General features: G+C 62.4%; 19 protein-coding genes and 1 pseudogene. 4 read left to right on the forward strand and 16 right to left on the reverse strand.

Going from position 1 to position 24,721, the window contains the following annotated elements; genetic code table 11:
• Positions 1–237 precede the first annotated feature (237 nt).
• Complete coding sequence (locus H8S23_RS03805) at positions 238–1,641, forward strand: hypothetical protein (protein ID WP_186886962.1); 1,404 nt, start codon at positions 238–240, stop codon at positions 1,639–1,641.
• 683 nt (positions 1,642–2,324) lie between these two features.
• On the opposite strand, the gene H8S23_RS03810 is transcribed toward H8S23_RS03805, so the two are convergent.
• The 3 genes and pseudogenes from H8S23_RS03810 to H8S23_RS03815 all read right to left on the reverse strand — a co-directional run bounded on the left by H8S23_RS03810 (position 2,325) and on the right by H8S23_RS03815 (position 5,231).
• Entirely contained in the window at positions 2,325–3,422 is a 1,098-nt protein-coding gene (locus tag H8S23_RS03810) for an ABC-F family ATP-binding cassette domain-containing protein (RefSeq protein ID WP_423717499.1), read from the reverse strand.
• Positions 3,411–3,932 (reverse strand): annotated as a pseudogene (locus tag H8S23_RS14230) (ATP-binding cassette domain-containing protein); the annotation flags it as partial. The gene H8S23_RS03810 and the pseudogene H8S23_RS14230, both read right to left, overlap by 12 nt.
• 561 nt (positions 3,933–4,493) lie before the next feature.
• Positions 4,494–5,231 carry a M23 family metallopeptidase gene (locus H8S23_RS03815; RefSeq protein ID WP_186886964.1) on the reverse strand — a complete coding sequence of 246 codons (738 nt, stop codon included), beginning with the start codon at positions 5,229–5,231 and terminating at the stop codon, positions 4,494–4,496.
• A gap of 802 nt (positions 5,232–6,033) precedes the next feature.
• Between H8S23_RS03815 and H8S23_RS03820 the strand changes: the two genes are divergently transcribed.
• On the forward strand, positions 6,034–6,798 hold the full coding sequence (locus H8S23_RS03820; RefSeq protein ID WP_186886965.1) for a pseudouridine-5'-phosphate glycosidase: 765 nt from the start codon (positions 6,034–6,036) through the stop codon (positions 6,796–6,798).
• Between the two features lie 701 nt (positions 6,799–7,499).
• Here the strand turns inward: H8S23_RS03820 and H8S23_RS03825 are convergent.
• Both H8S23_RS03825 and gap read right to left on the reverse strand, forming a co-directional pair.
• Complete coding sequence (locus H8S23_RS03825; protein WP_186886966.1) at positions 7,500–8,393, reverse strand: diacylglycerol/lipid kinase family protein; 894 nt, start codon at positions 8,391–8,393, stop codon at positions 7,500–7,502.
• Positions 8,394–8,645: 252 nt separating this feature from the next.
• Positions 8,646–9,674, reverse strand: coding sequence for a type I glyceraldehyde-3-phosphate dehydrogenase (gene gap / locus H8S23_RS03830; protein ID WP_186886967.1), 1,029 nt, complete (start codon positions 9,672–9,674; stop codon positions 8,646–8,648).
• A gap of 303 nt (positions 9,675–9,977) precedes the next feature.
• Between gap and H8S23_RS03835 the strand changes: the two genes are divergently transcribed.
• On the forward strand, positions 9,978–11,048 hold the full coding sequence (locus tag H8S23_RS03835; protein ID WP_186886968.1) for a sensor histidine kinase: 1,071 nt from the start codon (positions 9,978–9,980) through the stop codon (positions 11,046–11,048).
• Between the two features lie 347 nt (positions 11,049–11,395).
• Here H8S23_RS03835 and H8S23_RS03840 read toward each other — a convergent pair whose 3' ends face one another.
• Together H8S23_RS03840 and H8S23_RS03845 are read right to left on the reverse strand one after the other, a co-directional pair.
• Entirely contained in the window at positions 11,396–12,268 is an 873-nt protein-coding gene (locus tag H8S23_RS03840; RefSeq protein WP_186886969.1) for a DegV family protein, read from the reverse strand.
• A 321-nt stretch (positions 12,269–12,589) separates the two neighbouring features.
• Complete coding sequence (locus tag H8S23_RS03845; RefSeq protein WP_186886970.1) at positions 12,590–13,153, reverse strand: DUF1836 domain-containing protein; 564 nt, start codon at positions 13,151–13,153, stop codon at positions 12,590–12,592.
• Positions 13,154–13,306: 153 nt separating this feature from the next.
• Here H8S23_RS03845 and H8S23_RS03850 point away from each other — a divergent pair, with 153 nt between their 5' ends.
• Positions 13,307–13,990 carry an SGNH/GDSL hydrolase family protein gene (locus tag H8S23_RS03850; RefSeq protein WP_186886971.1) on the forward strand — a complete coding sequence of 228 codons (684 nt, stop codon included), beginning with the start codon at positions 13,307–13,309 and terminating at the stop codon, positions 13,988–13,990.
• Between the two features lie 175 nt (positions 13,991–14,165).
• Here H8S23_RS03850 and H8S23_RS03855 read toward each other — a convergent pair whose 3' ends face one another.
• From H8S23_RS03855 to H8S23_RS03895, 9 genes are all read right to left on the reverse strand, one after another.
• Positions 14,166–15,068, reverse strand: coding sequence for a GDSL-type esterase/lipase family protein (locus H8S23_RS03855; RefSeq protein WP_186886972.1), 903 nt, complete (start codon positions 15,066–15,068; stop codon positions 14,166–14,168).
• Between the two features lie 122 nt (positions 15,069–15,190).
• The gene (locus tag H8S23_RS03860; protein WP_186886973.1) at positions 15,191–16,177 is read right to left on the reverse strand and encodes a GDSL-type esterase/lipase family protein; all 987 of its coding nucleotides are present in this window, start codon (positions 16,175–16,177) and stop codon (positions 15,191–15,193) included.
• A 798-nt stretch (positions 16,178–16,975) separates the two neighbouring features.
• On the reverse strand, positions 16,976–18,046 hold the full coding sequence (locus H8S23_RS03865) for a GDSL-type esterase/lipase family protein (protein ID WP_186886974.1): 1,071 nt from the start codon (positions 18,044–18,046) through the stop codon (positions 16,976–16,978).
• 477 nt (positions 18,047–18,523) lie between these two features.
• Entirely contained in the window at positions 18,524–19,285 is a 762-nt protein-coding gene (locus H8S23_RS03870; protein ID WP_186886975.1) for an acylneuraminate cytidylyltransferase family protein, read from the reverse strand.
• A 104-nt stretch (positions 19,286–19,389) separates the two neighbouring features.
• On the reverse strand, positions 19,390–20,316 hold the full coding sequence (locus tag H8S23_RS03875) for a Gfo/Idh/MocA family oxidoreductase (protein WP_186886976.1): 927 nt from the start codon (positions 20,314–20,316) through the stop codon (positions 19,390–19,392).
• Complete coding sequence (locus H8S23_RS03880) at positions 20,313–21,299, reverse strand: Gfo/Idh/MocA family protein (RefSeq protein ID WP_186886977.1); 987 nt, start codon at positions 21,297–21,299, stop codon at positions 20,313–20,315. The genes H8S23_RS03875 and H8S23_RS03880 overlap by 4 nt, the downstream gene beginning before the upstream one ends.
• 106 nt (positions 21,300–21,405) lie before the next feature.
• Complete coding sequence (gene neuC / locus H8S23_RS03885; protein WP_186886978.1) at positions 21,406–22,611, reverse strand: UDP-N-acetylglucosamine 2-epimerase; 1,206 nt, start codon at positions 22,609–22,611, stop codon at positions 21,406–21,408.
• On the reverse strand, positions 22,608–23,603 hold the full coding sequence (gene neuB, locus H8S23_RS03890; protein WP_186886979.1) for an N-acetylneuraminate synthase: 996 nt from the start codon (positions 23,601–23,603) through the stop codon (positions 22,608–22,610). Before neuB ends, neuC begins: the two co-directional genes overlap by 4 nt.
• 56 nt (positions 23,604–23,659) lie before the next feature.
• Positions 23,660–24,709: a sugar phosphate nucleotidyltransferase gene (locus tag H8S23_RS03895; RefSeq protein ID WP_186886980.1), complete on the reverse strand. Its 1,050-nt coding sequence runs from the start codon at positions 24,707–24,709 to the stop codon at positions 23,660–23,662.
• Positions 24,710–24,721 lie beyond the last annotated feature (12 nt).

Genomic DNA, 24,721 nt, shown 5'->3' on the forward strand with positions numbered 1-24,721 from the left:
GGGGGCCGCTTTCAAGGGGGATTGTTAAAAATTAAACAGGTTGTTGCAGTTTTGGTGAACTGTCTAATTTTGCAAAAATTTAACAAACTTCGTTGTCGGATTTGACGCTGGGCGAGGTGCAATTTGCCAAAGCTTTTTTATTTTCCAAGCGTTGGCAAAAGGGGGGGTGCCGCTCTTGTCATATCTGTCAAAGGCAGGTATACTTAATTCAAAAATTACAGAGAGCGGTGTTGTTCTTTGTTCCCATCGTCAAAACGCAGCCAGTTTTGGACTTTTTTCCTTTGCTTTTTCGCCGCCGCTGCACTTCTTTGCACGGGGCTGCTTCTTTACCGAACCGGCTTGCGGGGAGAATCCGTTACCGCCGTGTTTTATGCCGCGATGCTTTTTCTGGCGCTTTGCTATTTTTCCGCGAACGACACCCGCGCTTATTTCTGCTTAATTGTTCTTATCTCCGCATTTTGTCTCGTTTATATTTCAACCGGCGATATTTTTTCCGTTGTGGATGAAGCTGCACATTACTATAACATACACTATATTCTGGCCTCTGGTCATCTGCCCAACATGAACATAGATCCCGCTTATTACGAGGCAGTCCAGCCCCCTGTCTATTATTGGGTCTGTTCCCTTTTATGCCTTCCTATTTCCGATAAATTGACCCGTATTTTCCTTTTAAGAGGCTTTAGTTTCCTGCTTTGGTGGGGATGCGTGTACCTTACTTTATGTGTCCTGCGCCTGCTGGAGCGGGAACAGGTGATTTCTATTCGCCCCGCAAGAGATTTGGCGCTGCTTCTCTTGTTTTGGGCTACCCCCGGGACATTGGTGCGTTTTTCTACTGTCAGCAACGAGGCTCTTGCCGTTTTATTCAGCACCGCGGCTCTCTTTTTTATGATAAATTTTCTTTTTTACCATAGTTCTTTCCGCAGCCTGATCCTCTCTGTGCTTTTCATCTCGCTTTCCTGCCTTACAAAAATCACTGCCTTATTTCTGCTTGCCCCTCTGCTCTGCATCTTGCTTTCTCTGCGAAAGGGCAAACTGTTTTTTCCCTGCCTTGCCGCGGTTTTGCTTGCCCTTATACCGTGGTTCTGTTACAATTGGTATCTTTATGGCGCTTTTACCGGGACCGCCCAACATCTTTCCTATGTACTGCCGCTGGTAAATCCCAGCGCAGCCCCTGTCCGGCTTCTACCTGGGCTGATGTCTTTTCTTTCTTCTTATTTTTATCCCACTGAAGCCGCAGCAAACGGCTGGATTCTTCTTTTGCTGCGGTCCAGCGGCTTTCTTGCATTTCTCGCACTTCTGGCCCTCTCTTTCCCGACTTTCCTTTACGGAATCCGTTTGCTGAAAGGACGGTTTGAGGAATCCAAGGAAGGGCGGCGCAGCGTCATTTTTCTTTTTGCAGCGTTAGCCGTGGCCGGAAATCTAACCGTCTTGATTTTCGGAACACTTACCTCCCGAGTCGACGTACTATTGGGCCGATATTTTTATCACAGTGCGTTGCCCTTAACTCTTCTTTGCGCTTTAGGTCAGGAAAAGCTCTCCCAAAAACTTTCCAGTTTCCTGCGGGCAGGAATTTGCAGTTTTGTCGCTGTTCTCCAAGTCAATGTACTGCAACAATTTTTCCTGGCTTTTTTGAGCCGCTGAACACTAAAATTTGAAAACCTTTCATCGGCTTTTTTCCGTTGGGGCGCATTTCCTCAGCGCAGCTTATCCGCTTCGCCTCCTGGACCGCAAGGGCTGCTGTGTCCCGATGAAACAGGCCGTTTTTTCTGCGGCCTCCTGATGTTTCGGCGCTGACCTATCTTGCGGTGTATATCTTCTAACCCAGGGACAGCGCTTCGGCCGCGGGCACTCAAAGACGGCTTTGCAGGTCTGATCGCGCTGTGGCCTCCTCTTCTGGCGCTGCCCGCCGTGCACCGAGAATGGTGGGTATCGCTTCGCGCTTGTCCTTGTCTACCTTTTTCTGGGCGGCAGCCTCTGCGGTTATCTGTGTCTCTTATCTATCCCCCTGTGTCACTATATGTGAGCGCGCAACAGGGAACCGCATGAAATATCACTTTCTGGGAATCAGAAGTCCCCGCCAACCGCTGGGCGGGTGTGGCGATCATCATTGTCGGGGTCATCGTCGCCACGTTCCGATGACCGGAAAGCCTGATCGAACACACTTGAACACCGCGTTGCCCCCTTATGCAGTACACGGCAAAACCGCGGCCGCCGGATCAAAAGACCGGCAGCTGCGGTTTTATTTTTCCTGCGTGCCGCGCTCTGCACGCTGCCCTCCCCACCAAAACAAAAGGCGCGGCTTCCGCCGCGCCTTTTGTGCGCTTTCAGATCAATTCTTCCCGCTCTTTCAGCTTTGCCTTGTACTCTAAAAATTCATCGTAGCTGCCGGCGCGGTCGATACAGCCGCCGCCCTCGCTCTCGGTGCGCAGTTCGATGATGCGGGTAGCCACTGTGTCGATGAACTGGTGATCATGGCTTGAAAAAAAGACGTTGCCGCCAAAATCGGACAGCCCGTTGTTGACCGCCGTGATGCTTTCCAGGTCCAGGTGGTTGGTGGGCTGGTCCAGCAGCAGCACGTTGGCGCTTCCCAGCATCATGCGGGAGAGCATGCAGCGCACCTTTTCGCCGCCGGAGAGCACCTTTACCGGTTTGTAGACCTCATCGCCGGAAAAAAGCATCCGCCCCAAAAAACCGCGCAGGTAGGTCTCGGTGGTATCGGTGGAGAACTGGCGCAGCCACTCCACCAGGTTCAGGTCACAGTCGTTGAAAAAGGCGGAGTTGTCCTTTGGAAAATAGCTGCGGCTGGTGGACACCCCCCACTTGAAGCTGCCCGCATCCGGCTCCAGCTCCCCGGCCAGGATCTGGAACAGGGCTGTCTGGCCCGCCTCGTTGTCCCCGATAAAGGCGATTTTTTCGCCCCTGCCGACGCTGAACGAGACGTTGTCCAGCACCTTGACCCCATCCACCGTTTTGGAGACGCCCTCCACGAACAGGATGTCCTTGCCCAGCTCCCGCTCCATGGAAAAGCCCACAAAAGGATACTTGCGGCTGGAGGCCGGCATCTCCTCCAGCTGGATCGACTCCAGCACCTTTTTGCGGCTGGTCGCCTGTTTGGACTTTGATTTATTGGCGGAAAAGCGCTGAATAAAGGACTGCAGTTCGCGGATCTTTTCCTCTTTTTTCTTGTTCTGGTTGCGGATGAGCTGCTGCATCAGCCGGGACGACTCATACCAGAAATCATAGTTGCCCGCGTACATGCGCACCTGGTTGTAGTCGATATCCACCGTGTGGGTACAGACCGCATTGAGAAAGTGACGGTCGTGGCTGACCACCAGCACCGTATAGGGATAGTCGATGAGGAACTCCTCCAGCCAGTCGATGGACTCGATGTCCAGGTAGTTGGTGGGCTCGTCCAGCAGCACGATGTTGGGCTGCCCGAACAGGGCCTGGGCCAGCAGCACCTTTACCTTGCCGCGGCCGTCCAGGCTGGACATCTGCGCGTCGTGCCGGTCCGTGGGGATGCCCAGCCCGTTCAGCAGCTGGGCCGCCTCGGTCTCCGCGTCCCAGCCGCCCAGCTCGGCAAACTCGCCCTCCAGCTCGGCCGCCCGCTCGCCGTCCGCCTCTGAAAAGTCCTCTTTCATGTAAAGAGCGTCTTTTTCACAGCGCACGTCATATAAACGGCGGTTTCCCATGATGACGGTATCCATCACAGAATACTCATCAAATTTAAAGTGATCCTGCTGCAGCACGCTCATGCGGGTGCCCGGGCTCATGGACACACTGCCGGTGGTGGGTTCCAGGTCGCCGGACAGCACCCGCAGCAGGGTGCTTTTGCCAGCCCCATTGGCGCCGATAATGCCGTAGCAGTTGCCGTCGGTGAACTTCAGGTCCACATGCTTGAATAGATCGGTCCCGTCAAATTGCAGGCTCACATCGCTGACTGTTAACAAATCCGTTCCTCCAAAAAATCAAAATCAGGCCCCGCCGCACCCGCGCGCCGGCCGGTGCTTTCAGCCGGCCGTCCGCTGCCCCAACGAGGCGTCCAAAAAGGCAAACTATTTATTTTCTGCGCGCAGCAAAACGGCATCCACATGCCCGCGTCCGGCTCTTTTTCGCGCCTGCCCGCCCCCTGCGGCGCCAGGCGGCCGGTTTCAGCAGGGAGCGCAGCGGAGCGGAAAAGCGTCTGCCCGCGGCAGGCTTTCGGCACCGCCTCCCGCCGCAGCAGCGATGAGCGGCTGTTTTTTGTGGCTGCACCATCAAAATCAATTTATCCCGACGCCTGTCCCTGCCGCCGAAGCGGCAGCCGGGCGATCGGCCACAAGCGGCGGCGCTCCGCTCTGCGCGTGTACCACAGGCTGGAATCTGCCCACCAAAAAGGACTTACCCGGCTATTTTACCACGGAACGGTCCCCGCGCGCAAGGGAGGCCCACGCCAAAAAGCCCTGAAAAGCGTTCTTCCGCGCTTTTCAGGGCTTTTGCAGTGCCGATGCCGATTATTTCATGATCTCTTCCGGGTTGATGGTGGCCTCGCCGCGCAGCACTTCCAGATGCAGATGCGGTTCCTCCGCCACTTCAGCGGGCACCTCGGCCAAAAGGCCCAGCTGCTGGCCCAGCGAGACGGTGTCGCCCTCTTTGACCGCCGCGTCCTCTGCAAGGCCGCAGTAGCGCAGCGTCAGATCGCCGCTGACGACCTCTACCACATTGCCCCACATATCGTCCTCCGTCACCCTGGCTACGGTGCCGGCCATGGCCGCTTTGACCTGCGCGCCCGCGGCGGCGGAGATGTCGATGCCGTTGTGGGTGCGCCAGTCAGCGAGCGTGTTATTGTAGACCAGCTCGTCTCCGCTGTAGGCGGCGCTCACCTTACCGTCCACCGGCAAGCTGAATGAGCCCTCTTGCACAGGCTGCCCATCTGCGGGTTCTTGCGGCGCTTCTTGCGCAGCGCCAGAGGCAGAGCCCGATGACGCAGCACTCTGCTGCTGTGACGACGAGCCCGGCAATACGGGCACCTTGCTCTCGGTTTTGCCGACTTCTTCTCCCTGCTCCCACGGATCGTTCACCCCACTCTCGCTTGCCGCGGCGCTGCCCGCGGGATTTTGCGCCTCCAGTTTGCCCATCATGTTGTTGATGGCCAGCGCGCTGGAAATGACCGCAGCAAAGACACAGACCCCCAGCGCGATGTAAAAGCCCTTGCCCTTCCACATCGAGGAAAATTTGTTTTTCTTGTCCATCTTCTGTTCCTTTCGCGCCGCGACCGGCCCTGGGTTCGACCCCGCCGCACGGCTGTTTTTTTGCGCTGAGCGCCGTTTTTCCGGGCCGTCCCGGCCCCGGTTTATCCCTATTGTTGGCCCCCCGCCCCCGGTTTATGCATGGCCGCCGCAAAGCCCGCGGCCGAAAGCTCGCCTCGCCTTTCTCCGCCGGGGCGCATCCGTCAGCGCCGCGCCGCTCCCGCCTCCCCCACTTGAGAGAAAGCGCGAAAAAAGGGCGGATCGCCGTGGGACTGGGGGGAATGGACCGGCGATCCCGTTCTGCACGGCGGAACCCGGGGCAGCCGGTTTCCGCCCGCACTGCTTCACAGCAGAGAAAACAGCGCCGCCGCGCCCTTTCCGCGCCCGGCAGGGAATTCTCAAGCCCGAAGCCGGAACGCGAAACCCGCTCCGCACAGCGGGGGGCAGCGCCGCAAGGCGCTCTGTCCAGGGCTGCGTCCGCCTGTTTTGCCTACCCTTTCGGGCGCCCGGGGCCCCCGATTGCGGAACAGCGCTGCGCCCCAGAATTTTCTGCGCACCCTTTCCCGGCCGGTCCGCCGGAAGCGTTCCGCCTTTCGCGATTTCCTCCGTTCTCCCCCGCGGCGCTCCTTTCCCCGGCGCGCCAAGAGCGCGCGGGCGCTTTTGTGCCGTCCCCCCGCCGCATATCTCTGGCCCGCTTGTTTTTTGCGTCGGGATTGACTAAAATGATCGCAGAGGTCTTTTCTCCTTTTTTCCCGTTCTTTTTGCTCTCAAGCCGCCGGCGGCTGCCGGAAAGGGGTGTCTTAAAATGAATCCGATGCGTTATCTTTCGGTCGCGCCCGAGGTGGAACGCGCCATTGCCTGCGGCAAGCCGGTGACCGCTTTCCCCAGCGCCCCGCTGGCGGGGGGCTGGGCGGCGGCTCTGGCTGCCGCCGGCAGGGCCGTGCGGGACGCCGGCGGCGTCCCCGCCGTCATCGCCGTACTGGGGGGCAAACTGCGCATCGGCGCGGACCCCGGCGAACTGGACGCGCTGGAAAAACGGCAGGCGCAGCCCGCGGGCCGCGCCTCCCTGCCCATCCTGCTCGCTTCCTCTGCGGACGCCCCCGCCGCCGTCTCATCGGCCCTGCTCGCCGCCGCCATGGCGGGCATCCCCGTGCTGGCAGTCCCCCTGCTGGGGGAGCCCGAACAGCCCGGCGCGGAGACCGCAGAGGTCCCGGCCGATCTGCATGCCCTAGCCCATACGCCGGTGGCCGTGGTCTGCGCCGGTTTTTCGCATCTTTTTGACCCCGGCCGCTGTCTGGCTTATCTCGCCTCCTGCGGGGTGCCGCTGATCGGTCTGGGCGGCGGTGACTTCCCTGCGCTTCCCGACGCCGCCCGGCCGCTGCACCTCTGCGCCTCCGCCCCGCCGGAGGCCGCCCGGGTCATGGCCAGCAAATGGGACCTGGGCCTGCCCGGGGGCCTGCTGGCGCTTCTGCCGTCCGCATCACAGGTACCGCCGGCCGACAGCCTGTCCCTGTGCGCCGGCACAGCCGTACAGCTGGCCGCCGCCTACGCGGCGCTGCGGCGGCGGTAAAGAGTTTTCCCGCCCCGGCCGGCGGACTGCTCTGGGCGTCCGCAGCGCCCCCTTGGCGTTCTTTTAAAAGTTGCGGGTGCGGCTTGCCCCCTTTTGGCCCTCTGTCCCGCTTTTTTCGGACAAGCCGGATGCCCTCCATCTCCCCCAACTCCCGTCCGGGAGAAAGCTTGTCTTTGCGGTCCGGCTGCCCGCCAAAAGCAGTTTTTCCTTTCACCGCTCCCTGCGCCCTCGATCATCAGGGCACACAGCCGGGAGGGCCGGTCAAGCGGTGAGCTGCAAAGCCCTTTCAGCAGAGCGCGTCTCAAGGGGACAGCCGGACACTCTGCGCCCGCATCCCGCATTCCCGCTGCCCGTGCGGCTCGTGTTTTGCCCGCGCATCAGCGTCTCTGTGAAAGATCTGCTTTCCCCTGTCCTGCAGCGGAAACTTTTTCGGGCCGCCGCAGCCGGTTCCTCTTTCAAAAATAAAAAAAGGGAAGCTTTCAAGCTTCCCTTTTTTTATTCTCGGGATGTCCGGCGCACCAGAGAGCCCTTTCTCCCACGGGGCCCGCGCGGGTACAGGGCGCGGCCTCCGCGCCTGTCTCCCGCTGTTTCAGCTGCCGCGGCCGGTCCCGCGGCCCGCATCTCCCGGAGAGCACTTTTATCCCCCGGCTCTTTCAAGGCGGCGTCCCGTTTTTTCATTCCCGGCCCCGCCGCAGCGCCCGTCACACCTGCTTTTTCAAAATCCCCAGCGCCCGCGGACAGACGCGGATATCCGCCTCCCGCACTTCGCCGCCGAACTCGCCGTCCAGCGTCCATGCGGTATTTTCAGTAAAGGTAAAGCGGATGCTGTCGGTGCGGATCAGCCGCACAAAATCGCCGTCAAACTCCCGGGTGAGCAGCTTCCCGGCGATGGCGCTGGTCTCGGCCACGTTGGCGGGGGCTTTGATGAGCAGCACCTCGAATTTGCCGTCGTCCAGCCTGACTTCCTCCGGCCTGCCCAGCTGGATGCCGCCCACCGAAGTGGAGTTGCTCACCGCCACATAGAGGTAGTCTCCCACCCAGCTCTCGCCGCCGCACTCCACTTTTGCGGGAAAGTGCTGGCCGATGGGCAGCCGTTTGACGCCCTCGATCAGGTAAGCCAAATGCCCCAGGGCATTCTTGTCGTTCTGCGCCGTCAGATAGGACACGTCGGTAAAAGCGCCGAAAGCGGCCACGTAGTTGAAGTAGCGGTCGTTGAAAGCCCCGATATCGTAAAAGAAAGGGCTCCCCTCCACAATGGCGGCACAGCCGTCTTCGATCTTCTGCGGCAGCCCCAGCGAGCGCGCAAAATCGTTGGTGGAGCCGCTGGGCAGGTAGCCGAACACAGGCGGGCGCTCCATCTGCATCAGGCCGTTCACCGTGTGGTTCAGGGTGCCGTCCCCGCCGCAGCAGACCACCAGGTCATAGGCGCCGCCGCGCGCGGCCAGCACCTCCTCCGCCCCGCTGCCGGGCTGGATGGGATGCACCGTGACCTCGAAGCCCGCGCTGGAAAAGCTCTCGATGATGAAAGAGAGCTTGCCCGGCACCGTGGCCTTGCCCGCCACCGGATTGTAGATGAGCAACATTTTTTTATGCATGAAACCGCCCCTTGCCTGTGGTGATAGAAACCGGACCCGGCCGCGCGGAAAAGTTTTTTCCCCCGCTCTCCGCCGCCTGAAAAGGTGGACACACCGCCGGCCCGCTATTAGTGTATCATCTAATTATGAACAAAAATGGGCGGGAAAATCTCGCCGGCGTAAACAATGCCAACGCGGCCGCAGGCGCGCAAAAAGCCCCGCAGGGCCTGCGGGGCTCTGCGGGGCGAAAGACAGTTGCGCTTGTAAAAGCGATTACAGCTCGGCGAAATATTTGATGGTGCGCACCATCTGGCTGGTGTAGCTGTTCTCGTTGTCGTACCAGGACACGACCTGCACCTGATAGGTGTCGTCGTCGATCTTGGTGACCATGGTCTGGGTGGCGTCAAACAGGCTGCCATAGCGCATGCCGATGACGTCGGAAGAGACGATCTCCTCCTCGTTGTAGCCAAAGCTCTCGGAGGCGGCGGCTTTCATGGCGGCATTGATGGAGTCTTTGCTGACATCCTTGCCCTTGACGACAGCCACGAGGATGGTGGTGGAGCCGGTGGGCACGGGCACGCGCTGGGCAGAACCGATCAGCTTGCCGTTCAGCTCGGGGATGACCAGGCCGATGGCCTTGGCGGCGCCGGTGCTGTTGGGCACGATGTTCTGCGCGCCGGCGCGGGCACGGCGCAGGTCGCCCTTGCGCTGCGGGCCGTCCAGGATCATCTGGTCGCCGGTGTAGGCATGTACGGTGGTCATGATGCCGGAAACGATGGGATAAGCCTTGTTCAGGGTATCCGCCATCGGGGCCAGGCAGTTGGTGGTGCAGGAGGCGGCGGAGATGACGGTGTCCTCTTTGGTGAGGGTGTTCTCGTTGACGCTGTAAACGATGGTGGGCAGGTCGTTGCCCGCGGGCGCGGAGATGACGACCTTTTTGGCGCCGGCTTCAATGTGGGCCTGCGCCTTGGCTTTGCTGGTGTAGAAGCCGGTGCACTCGAGCACGACGTCCACGCCGATCTCGCCCCAGGGCAGCTCGGCCGCATTCGCTTTCGCATAGATGACGATCTTCTTGCCGTCGACCACGATGTAATCCTCGCCGGCCTCGACGGTGTGCTTGTTCTCGCCCATGTGACCCATGAAGCTGCCCTGTGCGGTATCATACTTCAGCAGGTGGGCCAGCATCTTGGGGCTGGTCAGATCGTTGATGGCGACGACCTCGTAACCGTCGGCCTCGAACATCTGACGAAACGCCAGGCGGCCGATCCGGCCAAAGCCATTAATCGCAACTTTAACTGCCATAATAAACAACATCCTCCTTAAGATTTGGATTTAACCTTATTCTATACTACTTTTGAAAAAACTACAAGGCCGTTGACAAAAATTTAACGTTTACAGCGCAGAATATTTTCTTTTGCGGCCCGGGGATATGGGCATTTTTTTGCGGCAGGATAACGACTGGGCCCCGTGCCCCGCGGCGCGCGGCGGGACCCTTTTTCTTTTTGCCGAAAAGCGGCCGTCATTCCCCGCCGGCCGCCCTGCCGCCCGGGGATGGGCGGCGGCACCCGCGCCGCTATTTTGTGGAAGAAAGGCGGCGAAGCCCGGATGTCTTATCCGCCCAAAAGCAAAGGACCGGCGGCCCGCAGCGCTTTTGCCTGTCCGCCCTTGATCTTTTCGCCCCGCCTGCAGCTGCTGTGGGCCGACCCCGCCGCACAGGCGCTGGCCCCCGGGCTCTGCGGCCAGGGCGGGGCGCTGAAGCTGCTGCGCGCCCACCCGGGCGCATGGGAGCTGCTGCGGGCCGGCCGCGGCGTCAGCCTGCTGCTGCCCGGCCCGGGGGACGGCGCGCTGGAACTTGCGCTGCTGCCCGGCCCGGAGGGGAATTACCACGGTTTTCTCTGCGCCCCCTGCTGCGCCGCCCTGCCGCGCGGCTTTCCCGCCCGGCTGCGCGGTCCGCTCACCGAGGCCTTTGCGCTGCTGCCGCTGCTGGCCCGGCAGCTGGACGCCGCCGCAGACCCTGCCCCCTTGCTGGAGCTGGAGCGCTGCTGCTACCGGCTGCTGCACAGTGTCTGCCTGCTGTCCGGCCTCTCGCTGCTGTCCGGCGGCCAGCTTCCCGGCCGGGCGGCCGATCTCTCCTCGGTGGCGCGCGGGCTGTGTGAAGCCGCCCGCGGCGCGCTGCTGCCCGGCCTGCCCGCCATCCGCTGGACAGGCCCGCAAACCCAGCTGCCGGTGAGCTGCGGGGCAGAGCTGCTGTCGCTGGCGGTGGGGGCGCTGCTGGACAACGCGCTGCGTTTTTCTCAGGACGGCGGCGAGATCGCCGTGTCGGTCTCGGCCCTGCCCGGCCGCGCCCTGCTGCGGATACGGGACCAGGGCACGGGCATCCGCCCGGACGTGCTGCCGCACATCTGTGAGCCGTTCTTTTCCGCCGGCCCCGGCGGGGACGGGGGCGCGGGCACGGGGCTGGGCCTGGCGTTTGTCCAGTCCCTGGCCGCGCGGCTGGGGGGCGTGCTGTCCGTTGAAAGCGTTTTCGGCGAGGGCAGCTGCTTTGCGCTCTCCCTCCCGCTGGCAAAGGACGCCGCCGACACCCATCTGCGCACCGGCGCGGACTATCTGCTGGACCGCTACTCCGCTTTTTACGTCCAGCTCTGCGACTTCTGCCGCCTGCCGGATCTGGTGTGAACGGCGCGCTCCGGGGGGGCCGGCCGCTCGGGAAACAGAGCGCGCCGCTCCGCGCGGCTCTGCCCGCTGCAGCGGCTGTTTTCTCCTCTGCCGGGACCGCCGCCGGGCCGCCTTTGCGGCGCTGCAGCGCCTTTCGACATGGATGCCCCGGCCCGCCCGGAAAAGCCGGGGAGCTCCTTTCCAAAAACAGGACGGCCGCCGCCCTGTCAGGCCGCGGCGCTGCGCGCTGCTTTTCCTCTTCTTATCCCGCAGCGGCTTTCGACAAGCTTTTGTGCGCGGCCCGCAGCCCCGCGGCAAAAAAACAGGCCGCACGGCGCTGCTGCCGTGCGGCCTTTCTCTCTCTTTTTTTACCGCTCCCTGCCCAGAAAGAACAGCGCAACGGTGCCCGGGCCGGAATGGGCGCCGATGACGGGGCCCACATAGTTGAGCATCACCGTCTTGCAGCCAAACCGCTTTTTTACCATCTCCGCCACCCGGCCGGCGTCCTCCGGGCAGTCGCCGTGGCTGATGAATACGGTCTGCCTGCGGGGTTCCACCGCCAGCTTTTCCATCCGGTCCACCAGCGCTTTCAGGCTGGCCGGGCGGCCTTTGGCCGTGCCCACCTTGATCAGATGGCCCTCGTTGTCCATGTGCATGACCGGCTTGATGCCCAGCATGGTGCCCACCAGCGCCACGGTGGGGCTGACCCGCCCGCCGCGCTTGAGGTGGTTGAGGTCGTCCACCGTAAACCAGTGGCAGAGGTGCAGCTTGGTCTGTTCGGCAAAGTCGCGCACCTCCTCGAGGGAAAGCCCCTGACGCTTTTTTTCGACCGCCAGATAGACCAGCAGCCCCTCGCCCAGAGAGGCGGAGAGGGTGTCCACCACATAGATCCGGCGGTCGGGATACTGCCCTTTCAGCTCTTTTGCCGCCAGCTGCGCCGCGTTGTAGGTGTTGGACAGACCCGAGGAAAAGGCCAGCACCAGCAGGTCTTTGCCCTCTTCCAGCAGCGGGCGCATGCCCGCCATCCAGCTGTCCATATTGACGGCGCTGGTGACGCTCTGCTCCCCGGAGCGGATCAGCTCATAAAACTCGTGAAAGCCGATCTCGCGCCCGTCCAGATAATTGGCGTACTCTTTGCCCTGGATCTGGAAAGTGAGCGGCAGCACGGTGACCTCCAGCTGCTGCCCCATCTCGGCGGGCAGGTCGCAGGAGGAATCGGTCAGGATCACATAATCGCGCATCTCTATTCTCCCATCTGAGCCCCGAAAGGCGCGGTTCCCGCATCCCACCGGGGCGGCCGCGCTTTCCGGCGCGCGGCGGCCGTATTTTTTGTCCCGGGCACGGCGCTGTGCGGGCGGCACTTTCCCGGTCGCGGCACAGCCGCCCGCTTGTGTCCCGCCGGCCGCGGCCGCCCGGCGAAAAGCAGTTGTCCCGCCGCCGGCCGCAGGGCCTGTCCGCCCCGGCCGCTCGCCCGCTTCGCCGCTCTGCCGGGCCGTGTTCCTCTCAAAAAGCGTCTTTGCACCGTCTTGCCCTGTCCGTGCGGCAGCTCCCGCCGCAGCGTCTCACTTCTTCGGCGCCGGGGCGGTCTTTTCCCTCTGCGCCGCATCCGTGTCGGGCTGTTCTGCGCGCTCCAGCAGGGCCAACAGCTCGCGGGCGGCCAGGCGGTCGGCATAACTCTGCACCGCCAGCGTGAGTGCGCAGCGCGCCAATGCTTCTCTGCCGTCCTCCCCGGCCCCGGGCAGCGTGTCGGCGGCACGGCGCAGCGCCTCGTCCAGCTGCTGCAGATAGCGGCCGTAAAAGGCCGCGGCGTCCGACGCGTCCGGCTGGCAGGCCAGCAGCGCGCTGACATCTGCCACCGAGAGCACCTGCTTGAGCTGGCAGATGGCGGTGAGCGCCGCCAGATGCTGGCGCTGATATTTTTTGCCTGCCGGGCGGGGCAGCACCCCGCTTTTGATATAATTGTTGATCATGGCGCCGGTCAGCTCGTCCGCGCTCTCGCCGGGCAGCTGCTGGCGCTGCATATAGCTGAGCACCTGATCCTTGTACAGGTCCAGATCCGGCAGGCTGTCATAGGGCGCGGGCCGCCACTCAGACAGGCGGCGGCTCAGCTCTTCCACCTCTTTCACGCCTTTCCCCTCCCTCTGTTGGTCTTAGGTCCAGCCCTATTTTATCAGAGACAGCGGAAATTGTAAATAGTTTGAATAACAACGCGTCTTAATTGACATAATAATAATTACATCATATAATATTATATATTGTATTATGCGAGGTAATAAAAAATGATCGAGTCTGTCTGCATTTTTGGAGATTCCGTGGCGCGCGGCGTGGTGCTGGACGAAGCGAAACAGCGCTATGTGGACAGCCGCTCCTGCTTTGCCCGGCTGGTGGCTGAGGCCAGGCACATTGCAGTTGAAAATTTTTCCCGCTTTGGCTGTACGGTCACCAAGGGCAGCCGGGTGGCGCAGCGGCACCTGGAGGACGCCGCCCGGGCCGACTACACCGTGGTGGAGTTCGGCGGCAATGACTGCGACTATCGCTGGCAGCAGGTGGCCGCCGATCCGCTGTCCCCCCATGACTGTAACACACCCCCAGCGCGTTTTTGCGCGGAATACGGCGCTTTGCTGCAGCAGGTGCGCCGCGCGGGCGGCCGGCCCGTGGCGTTCAGCCTGCCGCCGGTGGATGAACAGCGCTATTTTGACTGGATCTCCCGCGGCCTCTCCAAAGACGCACTGCTGCAGTTTTTGGGCGGGGTGCGCCGCATCTACGACTGGCAGGCCCACTACAGCGACTTGGCGGCAGAGACCGCGCAGGCGCTGAACGTGCCGGTCGTGGACCTGCGCGGCGCGTTTCTCTCGCACAACGACTACCGCAGCCTGCTCTGTGGGGACGGCATCCACCCCAACGAGGCCGGGCACCGGCTGATCACCCAGGTGCTGGAGGACCGGATCGCCCAGCTCGCCTGAAAAGCGGCTGCCGCCCCGCCGCCGGAACAGGCGCTTTCATATTCAGAACAGGCATTTTAAGACAAAGAGGCCCGGCTGAGAGCCGGGCCTCTTTGTTGCTTTTATTTTTGCCGTCCGCCCTGTACGCCGGCCTTGCGGCGCAAAGGGGGGCGGCCGCAGGAGCGCGCGCAGTGGTTCAGGGGCCTGGGTCGATGCCGCCCACATAGGGGTTGGAAGGGTCATATGCCGCATGGGTGATCAGATATTCCAGCCAGGCCATATAGCCCTCTTTGGACAAATGCAGCCCATCTCCCGACGCATAAGCGTCGCTGAGCACACCTTCCGGGCAGAGCGCCTCTTCCAGATCCAGATAATAGCAGCCCTTTTCCGCCGCCAGGGCCTGCAGCCGCCCGTTCACCCGGGCGATGCGCTCCGGGCTGAGGCCGGGGTGCGCGTCGGTGCCCGTCGCGGTGGGGGTCAGGACCGACTGGATATAGATCTTGGCCTGCGGCAGCTTTGCCCGCAGGTCGTCGATAAAGGAGGCATAGCTGGACAGCAGCGTATCCTCGGCCGCGTCCCCCTGGTCCACCAGTTTGTTTGCGCCGAACATCAGATACAGCTTGGCCGGGGCGGCGTCCGCGACCGCCTGCAGCGGGTCGTACATCGCGCCGTCGCTGCCCGCCCACTGGATGCCGTTCACCGGCGGGGTGACGCCGATGGCCGCGATCACATTGGTGTCCGGCAGGGCGGCTGCGCCCTTGTAATCGTTCCAGCCCACTGTGATCGAGTCGCCCACAAAAGCGGCGTCCGTGAAGTAGGACAGCTCCACCCGGCCCTTTTCAGGCAGGGCTGCGCCCTGCTGGACAGCGCCGGAGCTGCTCTCCTCCGGCTGTGAGGAAACGGCGGAAGAGGACACGCTCTGCCCCGGCAGCGAGGCGGAGGGATCGTCTTTGCCGCCCACCGCTTCGATCACCCAGGTGATCACGGCCGCAAGGCCCAGCAGCAACAGCAGAAGAAGCGCAAAAAAGCAAAAGCGCTGGAACCCGCGCCTGCGGCGGCGGCGCTTCGCATCCGCCCGGTAATACTCCCTGTAATCCAAAGGATATCAACTCCGTGACATTTCTTTCAGCGCCCGGCGCAGAACTTTCCTGAAAGCAAACGCCGGGAATACTCCATATTATAACACAGTTCGGCCAGGGGTCAATCGGGGGGCCCTGCCGCTCAATAACTCTGAGGCGCCTCGGTGTAGGGGTTGGCGGGATCATAGGCGGTGTGGGTGACCAGATATTCCAGCCAGCCGCGATAGCCGTCGGTATTGATGTGCAGCCCGTCGGGCTGGGCGATGTCCCAGTTCCGCACCCCATTTTTGCACAGGTATTCCTCGAGGTCCAGATAATAGCAATTTTTTTCAAAGGAAAGTGCGGCCAGCCGGTCGTTCACCCGGTCGATGCGTTCAGGCGTCAGGCCCGCGTGCGCGGCGCTGTACTCCGCCGTGGGCAGCAGGATGGACTGCAGATAGATCTTTACTCCCGGCAGACGGGCGCGCAGGTCATCGATAAAGATGCCGTAGCTGCTCACCAGCCTGTCCTCTACCCCCTCGCCCTCGGCCACCAGCATGTTGGCCCCCAGCATGATATAGATCTTTCTGGGCGACAGGGCCACGATCGCCTCCAGCGGGTCGTAAAGGTCGCTCGATTTTTGGTTGCGCGCCCACTGGCTGCCGTTTGCAGGGGGCGACGCGCCTTTTTCCGCCACCACGTTGGGGCTGGGCAGCATGCCGGCGGCGTCCTTGTAAACGCTCCAGCCGGTGCTGATGGAATCCCCCACAAAGACCGCGTCGTCAAAATAGGACAGGTCCACCCGGCCGTTTTGGGGCAAAGCGTAAAGCCTGCGGCTGGGCGTCAGCGGCGAAAAGTTATTGATGGTCCGCCCGGCGGAGGCCATCTCCTCCCAGCGGGAAAGCGCGTCCGTCTGCGCGGTGTCTTGCGCCCCCTGCTGCGGGCCGGAAAGTGCCGCCTGCCCGCTGCCGGAAGAGGACGGGAGGCTGTCCGCACCGCCGCCCGCCTCTTTATTGTTCCAAAAATGGACCGCGGCAAGGACGCCGCCGGCCAGCAGCGCCGCCGCCAGCAGCATCAGCGCCGCGGCCCGTACCCGGCGCAGCAGCCGTCTGCGCCGCTGTACTGCGCGGCGTTCGCGATAGTCCGCCATACCGTCCTGCCCCCTTTTCCCTGTTTTCGATTTTTTCTTCGGGCAATGCAGGCCCTCCGCGGCAAAAGCCGTTCTGCGCATTTTGCGGCAGAGCAGCAAAAAAGACGGCCTGCGCCCATTTTTTCAGCCGCGTCCGGGCGATCGCGGCACGGAGATCCCGTTTTTCTTGCTGCGCACGAAAAGACTTCCGTTGAAGGCTTGTCCCCGCCCTCTGCGGGACGACCGGGGCATTGGCCAAAAAAACAACTTATTTCGATTCGCCGCAGCCTGAGGACAGGCCGCACGGCTACTAAAAAATAGCCTTGCGGCTATTTTTTATTGCTTCGCAATAAAAAACATCTTATTTCGATTCGCCGCGGCCTGAGGACAGGCCGCATGGCTACTAAAAAATAGCCTCCGGCTATTTTTTATTGCTTCGCAATAAAAAACATCTTATTTCGATTCGCCGCGGCCTGAGGACAGGCCGCATGGCTACTAAAAAATAGCCTCCGGCTATTTTTTATCGCTCCGCAATAAAAAACATCTTATCTCTATGGCCTGGCCCCTATCTTTGCGGGACGACCGGGACACCAGCCGAAAAATGTTTTGTTTTAATTGTACCACTTCCTAGACGCGGATACCCGGCGAAAAGTTTGAAAATTTTGTGGAAACTTTGGCCGGCAACGCAGCCGGGCTCTTTCCGTGCTCTTTTTTTCCTCCGCAAAAAATGTTTTCTGCGCCTGCGCCCGTCTTTGCCGGGCGCGGCGGACAAAAAAACCGCTCTCCCGGCTGATGGGAAAGCGGTCGGAAATTCTCATTTCAGGCGGCCGGGGCCCCGGACGTTTCCGGGACCGGCGTCTCGGCGGGCGTCCCCGCCGGGGCTTCGGCAGGCGTTTGCTGCGCCGGCGCGGCGGGATAGGGCGTGCCTCCCAAATAGCTGGCTGCAGCACTGTAGGCCGTGTGGGTGGCCAGGTAGTCCAGCCAGGCGCGATAGCCGTCCGTGTTCAGGTGGATGCCGTCTTTGGCGGCGATGTCCCAGTTGAGCACGCCGTCCCGGCAAAGGTATTCCTGCACATTGAGATAGTGGCAGCCCTTTTCAAAGGCCAGCGCCGCCAGCCGGTCGTTGACCCGGTTGATGCGCTCGGGGTTCAGCCCCGGCTTGGAGGCCGTGCCCGCAGCGGTGGGGATGAGGATGGACTGGATATAGACCTCGCAGCCCGGGATGCGGGTGCCCAGATCGTCGATAAAAGCGCTGTAATCGCTGATCAGCTTATCCTCAGTGGCCTCGCTCTGGTTGACCAGCATGTTGGTGCCGAACATCACATACACCTTTTTGGGCACCGTGTCGGCGATGGCCTGCATGGGGTCGTAGACATCGGCGGCATTCTTATTGTGCACCCACTGCACGCCGCCCACCGGGGGCGAGGTGCTGATCTCGGCCACCACGCGGGCGTTCGGCAGCAGCCCATCGGCGGCGCGGTAAACGTTCCAGCCGGTGGTGATCGAATCGCCTACAAAGGTGGCGTCGTCAAAATAGGACAGATCCACCCGCCCGTTCTCGGGCAGCGAGATCATGCGCCGGTCCGGCGAGATGATCTGAAAATTGTTGATGGTCTGCTGGATGGGGCCGATCCCCTGCCACCCCGGCGCGGCAGTGCCGGAGGGCAGCGCCGGGTCCCCGGCGTCCGCCGTGGACTGCCCTGCCTGCGACGAAACAGACGGCGCGGGCGGCGCGCTCTCCGCCGTGCCGACCCTGCCCGCAAGCTGGACAACGAACCAGGTCAGGCCGCCCAGCAGGACGGCGATGAGCAGGATCAGGCAGCAGCGCTGAAAAGCGCGGCGCCGTTTTTTCTTTTTGGCCTCGGCCCGAAATTCTCGATACGTGGACAATCTATCATCTCCATGGGCGACAAAAGGCCCCGATTTTTCTGATACACCCGGCAGCGCCATTTCCGGCGGCCGCCGTCTGCTCTTATCATACCCCGCGGCGGGCAAAACTTCAACGCGCCGGCTGTGGAAAAATCTGTTGTTTGCTGTCTGAAACCCGCCGCAAAGTGGGAAAAAGCTCGAAAAGATCCACCGGGACGAAAGGTCCCCCGCAAAAACGCGGGCCCGGCCCGGCCGGCCACAGCGGCTGCTGCGCCGGCCCCCCGTCTTGGGCCTGTTTGAAAGCCGAAAAGGCCGCCGCCTCTTTTCACGGCCGCCGCGCGGGGCCGGGGCGAAAAAGGCGGCATGCCCCGTCCGGGCCCGGCAAGGGCCACGGCCCCTGCCGGCTGCAGACAGGGCGTCGAGCGCCGGATTTTCAACGGCCCCGGCAGTTTTTTCCAGACGTCCGGCGTTTTCATCTGCAGACGGGACCGGCGCGCTTCAGCCCCGGATATTCTCCCGCACGGCGGCAAACTCGGGCGCCGTGTCGTACAGATGGCGGGCGACGACCTCCATCAGGCGGTAGTCCGCCTCTGAGTCGATATCCAAAATGCCGGAGTCGAACATTTCATAGATGCCGCATTTGCCGTCCCAGAGGATGCCGGTCCTGTTTTCCGCCAGAAAATCCCGGCGAAAAACATAAATGCTGGCGTTCAGATCATAGATGGCAGGGGCCTGCTGGCGCGCGGTATAGGGGCTCTCAATGACTTTTTCCACATGGTCGCCCACCACTTTGACCATATTGAAATAAGGGTTGCGCCGCGCCTCGGCCACGCTGAAGACAAGGTCCAGGTCCTCCCGCGCTTCGGCGGCCGCAAAGGCGCCCGCCACGTCCCCCTCCCTGCGGATGGGGCTGGTGATGTCCAGATCGATCAGGTAGTCGTAGCGGCAGCCGCCCCGCCGCTCCATCTCGGCCAGCGTCTGCTGAAAGACCGCCATCTTGGGCACCGTGTCGCCGCACAGCTCCTGCGGGCGTTTGACCGGGACCGCCTCGGGGTAGCGCTGCGCGGTCAGGGCGCGCAGCTCGGGGGAATCGGTATTCAGCGCCACCTCTACCGAGAGGTCCGGCCGCGCCCGGCGGAAAAGCTCCGCCGCTGAGAGCGTGTAATAGACCAGCGGCTGGCCGCAAAATACTTTCAGGTTCTTGTTGCGGAACCCCTTGCTGCCCGCACGGCCGCAAACTGTGATCAGCACCCTTTTCATCTCTGTTCCTCCCCGTCTCATTTTCGTTTCATTTTCTCCTGTGGCCGCAGGAGGTCCTTTTTTAAAAGAGGAAAGTGCTTTCCCTTTACACCGGGCCGTCCGGGCTATCGCTCGCCCAGCGTCAGCTTCAGCACCTGCAGCGCCATCTCAGGCGGGTTTGCGCTCTTTTCTTCGCCGCCCAGCGCATAGTCCAGCAGGGCGTCCATCTCCCGCAGATAGCGGGCGTTGACCTCCTCTTCACAGTGCAGCACACTGCCGTCGGCGCGGGTGAGGGTCCCTGCGCCGAAATCCGCGGTGATGGTGCCCTCCTGCACAAAAAACTCTGCGGTGCGGCGATAGGTGCGGCCAAAGTAGTCCAGGTGGATCTCCGCCAGCAGCGAGGGGTAGCGGGCGATATAGACCGACAGATCGTCGCTGTCGATCTCCAGCTGCGAATAGGTCCCCTTGAGGTTATAGCTCTGCTGCGGGAAGCCGAAAAGATCCACCAGATAATCCCACTCATGGATCAGGTCAATGGTCACCCCGCCGCCCATCTCCCGCCGGGCCGAATAGACCTGGCGGTAGTCCACCCCGGGACGCCAGTCGGGCAGATAGCTGGAACAGATCAGCCGGGCCGAATAGACCCGCCTGCCCCGCAGCTCCTCTTTCAGGGCCAGAAAGGTGCCGCAGTACCGCATTGGGGCGGCCACCACCGCTTTTTTGCCCGTCAGGCCCGCGTCCTCCAGACGATAACGCCCGTCCTCAAAGATCGGCTTTTCGATAAACAGGCAATCCGCCTTGTCGGCCAGCTCACGGATGGCGGAAAAGTGCAGGTTGGTGGGATTTGTGATAAACAAAAGGTCATAATGGCCAAGTTTATCACTCTCTGTAAATTGTTGTCGCAGCAGCGCCGCGGTCTCGGCGGGCAGGGGGCGCGGCGAAGAGCGCAGCGCGTCCGCCTGCAGAGGGATGCCGCGGGCGGCGCAGCGCGCCTGCAGGTTTTTCAGGTGCCGGGTACCGATGGAGCCCAGGCCCACGAACAGCGCTTTCATCGCCCCGCCTCCCTCTCGATCTCCTCGATCAGGTCCAGGGCGGCCAGGTCCTTTTCAAAGCTGTAGCGGGCCGTGGCCTGCCCGCGCAGACAGGCCAGAAACTCCGCCAGCTCGTCCACATAGGCGTTTTCGACGATGTTGTCGCTGTAGCGCGGGTCCTGCTCCACCGTCTGATAGGTGGACACAAAGCGCTTTTCTTTTGTCACAGGGTCAAACTCGTACAGCTCCCGGGGATTGCCCTCCCAGAACAGGTGCAGCCCCTCGCCGAACGCCTCAAAGCTGCGCACCGCTTTGGGGCAGACAACATCCACCGCCAGCACGCCGCGGGTGCCGTTTTCATGGGTCAGGGTGACGAACCAGCAGTCCGGGTAAGGCAGATCCAGGCGGGTCAGCCTGTCCGCTTTGGCCTGCACCGCCCTCACGGGACCGAACGCGTCCAGCAGCCAGGGCAGCTCGATGCCGAAGATCTCCCGGCAGCCGCCGGTGCGCGCGTCGCCCACAAAAAAGTTTTTGTAATCCTCCCACGGGTGCCAGTCGGGCAGATACTGCCCGATGTGGTAGAGGTAGTTCACCGGGCCCTCAAACGCCCGCACCCGCCCGGCGATATGGCGGGTCTCCCCCCGGTAGAGCATAGTGCTGGAGAGAAAGAGCAGCAACCCCTTTTCTTTCGCTTTCGCCATGTTTTCCCGGTAGCAGTCCGCCACCAGATTGAGCTCGGTAAACACCGGCAGGCCCGCGTCCAGCAGCTGCGCGATGATGGCCGCGTGGGAGAGCGGGGCCGTGCAGACCAGCGCCGCGTCGTAGCGCCGCGCCGCCACCGCGGCGGGGATGCTCTCGAAGACCCGGATGCCCAGCGCCCTCGCCTCTTCCCTGCGGCCGGGATTGGAATCCACGCCGGAAAGCCCCGCCTCCGGCTCAAGGCCGCGCAGCAGCCGGGCGCGGCGTTTGCCCATGCTGCCCAGGCCGACGATCAACAGTTCCATAAGACAACCCCTTTTGTGCATTAAAAATACAGATCGCATACAGATCAAGCCGGCGGCGCTGCGCCAAAATCGTATGGCTCGACTCCTGTTTCCTTTCCGGACCCGGCTAATGCTCCTCGCCCTTTTCACACCCCGCGCAGGCCGGCATGTCATAAAACATCTTTGGCCGGTGCGCCAGCCCGCTGTCCAGAAAAGCGCCCAGCAGGCTGACGATCATGCCGCTGGTGTCGCCGCCGTTATAGGGGCTGCGGGCCGCTTTGCACTGCAGTCCAAAGGCGGGCGAGAGCGCCGTGCGCAGGGCCTTGACGATCTCGTCCCGGGCCGTGCCGCAGTCCAGGATCGAGCGGCAGCGCAGCCGCCCTTTCTGCCGGTCGCCGATGTTGACGGTGGGTTTGTGGAAGCTGGGCGCCTCCACCACGCCGGAGGAGGAATTCCCCACCACCGCAGCGCAGAAATTCATGGCCGACAGGTACCCCCTTGCGCCCATGGAGGTGAACGCCGCGGCGTTGCGCCGCGAGGCGGTATAGCGGTCCAGCAGGGCGTTGATCGCCTCGCCCCCGGCGTCGGCATTCGCCTTGGTAAAGATCAGTCCCATTTCGGGAAAAGCGTCCAGCGCGTCCAGCAGCTCCGACACCTCCGCCGCCGGGTCGCCGCCCAGCGTCGCCGGATGGTAGGTGACCAGCAGGTAAGGCGCCGTAAAATCAAAGCCGAAAGCCTGTCCCAGCTCTTCGCGGCTGAGCAGGCGCATGGTGCGGATGTTCTCGTCCCCCAGGCCGCCCACGTTAAAGACCCGCTGGGGCTCTTCCCCCATGCGGATGATGCGGGCGGCGTACTGCGAGCAGGAGGGAAAATGCACCGAGGCCATTTTGGTGATGGAGTGGCGGAAAAATTCATCCGCTGCGCCGGCCGTCACGTCGCCGCCGCTGATGTGCGCCAGCGGGATGCGCAGCACCGCGGCCGCCGTGGCTGCGGCAAAAATCTCGTACCGGTCGCCCAGCACCAGCACGCAGTCCGGCCGGGAGGCGCTGAACTGCTCTGCGAACCGCCCCACCGCGTCGCCGATGGTCAAACAGGTGCCAAGGTCTGTAGAGGGGTGGTTCAAAATGGGGATGCGGGCCGCGATGGGCATGCCGTCCGCCTCGATCTCCGCCACCGTGCCGCCGTATTTTTCCGACAGGTGGGCGCCGGTCACCACCAGCTCCAGTTCCAGCTCGTCGCTGGCCAGCAGCTTTTGACAGACCGGGCGCAGCAGGCCGTACTCGGCGCGGGTGCCGGTGACCACCGCGACCCGGCGTTTTTTCGCCCCGCTCATACTTCGATCATCTCGTCCTCGGCGAACGCGCGCTTTGCGCGTTTGCCGAGCACCTCGTACCAGCGCATGGGGGACACGCCCTGCCCCGGCCGCTTTACGGTCAGGTTTTCTTCAGTAAAGGTCTCTCCGGGCGCAATGTCCCGCGCCGCCACGATGCTCTTGCGCGCGATGGCGATGTTTTTGCGCTCTGAAAAGCTGACCCCCTTATGCCCGCTGCCCAGCATGGCCTCGGTGCGGCGGATGGCGGAGACCATCTCCATCAGCTCGGAGGGCGAAAGGCTGGCCTTGTGGTCCGGCCCCTCCATATTCTTGTCCAGCGTAAAGTGCTTTTCCACCACCTCGGCGCCCAGCGCCACGGCGGCGACGTCCGCCTCGATGCCCAACGTGTGGTCGGAATAGCCCACCCGGCAGCCGAAGCGCTTTTTGATGTCCAACAGGGCCCGCAGGTTGGCGTCCTCGGCCGGGGTGGGGTACTCGGTGTTGCAGTGCAGCACCGTCACCTCCCCCGCGCCGCCCAGCTTGAGGGCGTTCAGGGCCGCCGCGATCTCCTCCATCTCGCTCATGCCGGTGGACAGCAGCACCGGCTTGCGGCAGGCCGCCACCCGCTCCAGATAGGGCAGGTTGGTGATCTCGCCTGAGGGGATCTTGAAGAGGGGCAGGTCCAGCGAGGCCAAAAAGTCGATGCTGGGCAGATCGAAAGCGGCGGACAGGTACTGGATGCCGATGGAGTCGCAGTACGCTTTCAGCTCCCGGTGCGCCTCAAACCCGAAATGGATGCGGCGCACCATCTCCAGCTGGGTCTCATGGTCCCCGGTCTGCACCTTCTGGTACTCCGCTTTCTCGGCAAATTTGCTGATGACCAGTTCCGGCACGGCGGTCTGATATTTGACGATGTCGGCGCCGGCGTTCTTCGCCACGACCGCCATCTTTTTCGCCAGCGCCAGGTCCCCGTTGTGGTTGACCCCGGCCTCGGCGATGATGAGCGTTTTCATACGGCAGCCTCTTTTCTTCCCTGTTTTTCTTTCGGCCGGGCGGCACGCCGCCTGCCTCAGCCGTTCTGCTCCTCCATGCGGCGGCGCATATTTTCCAGCTCTTCCAGCTGACCCATATCCATCCAGCTGTTCTCGCTCACCGGGTAGACCCCGATCTTTTCGCCCGCATGGCGGTATTTTTCCATGATGTCGGGGAAGCCCACGGCCACCCCGTCCTCCAGCTCGTCGATGACCCGGGGCTCCACCACATAGACGCCGGTGTTGGTCAAAAAGTTCATCTCCGGCTTTTCGGTGACGTTTTTGATCTCGCCCCCGCTTCCCAGTTCGATCACCCCATAGGGAATGGTGATGTGCTTGAACGCGCAGACCACCGTGATCAGGTTGCCCTGCCGGCGGTGGAAATCATAGATATCCCCGAAATCCGCGTCGATGAGCACGTCGCAGTTGGTGAGAAAAAAGGTGCTGGTGACCCTGCCCTTGAGCAGCGCCAGCCCGCCGCCGGTGCCCAGCGGCTGGTCCTCGTCGGCATAGTGGACCGTATAGTCCTTTTCCAGATCATTGAAGTAGCTCTTGATCATGCTTTTTTTGTAGTTGACCACCAGCGTGAACTCATAGCAGCCGAAATTTTTGAACCGGTTGATGATGTGCTCGGCGATGGGCAGCTCCCCCACCGGGATGAGGGGCTTGGGCAGGATCTTGGTGTAGGGGTACAGCCGGGTGCCCAGCCCCCCCGCCATGATCACCACCGGCAGATCCGCCTTTTTGTGGGTGTCCACGTCCAGGTCGCCCTCAAAGATCACGTCGTTGATGACCCCGCGCCGGTCCAGCACCGGCAGCGCGTCGATGGAGTATTGCAGCAGCAGCCTGCGGGCGCTGCCCCGCTCCTCCACCGTGACCGATTTGGGGCGGTAGTTCGCCATCTCCCGCACCGGGCCGGTCAGGGCGCCGCCCCGCAGGATATAGCGGCGCACGTCGCTGTCGGTCACCACCGCTTTCAGCCTGCCCTCCGGCGCCACAAACAGGATGCGGTGGCCGGTCTCGTCCAGCCGCCGCATGGCTTCCAGCACGGTGCGGTCCTCTTCGATCAGCAGTTCGTCCAATTTCATCAGGGTCCACCC

It is taken from the genome of Anaerofilum hominis (genome assembly GCF_014287275.1).
Classification (GTDB): Bacteria; Bacillota; Clostridia; order Oscillospirales; family Ruminococcaceae; genus Pygmaiobacter; species Pygmaiobacter hominis.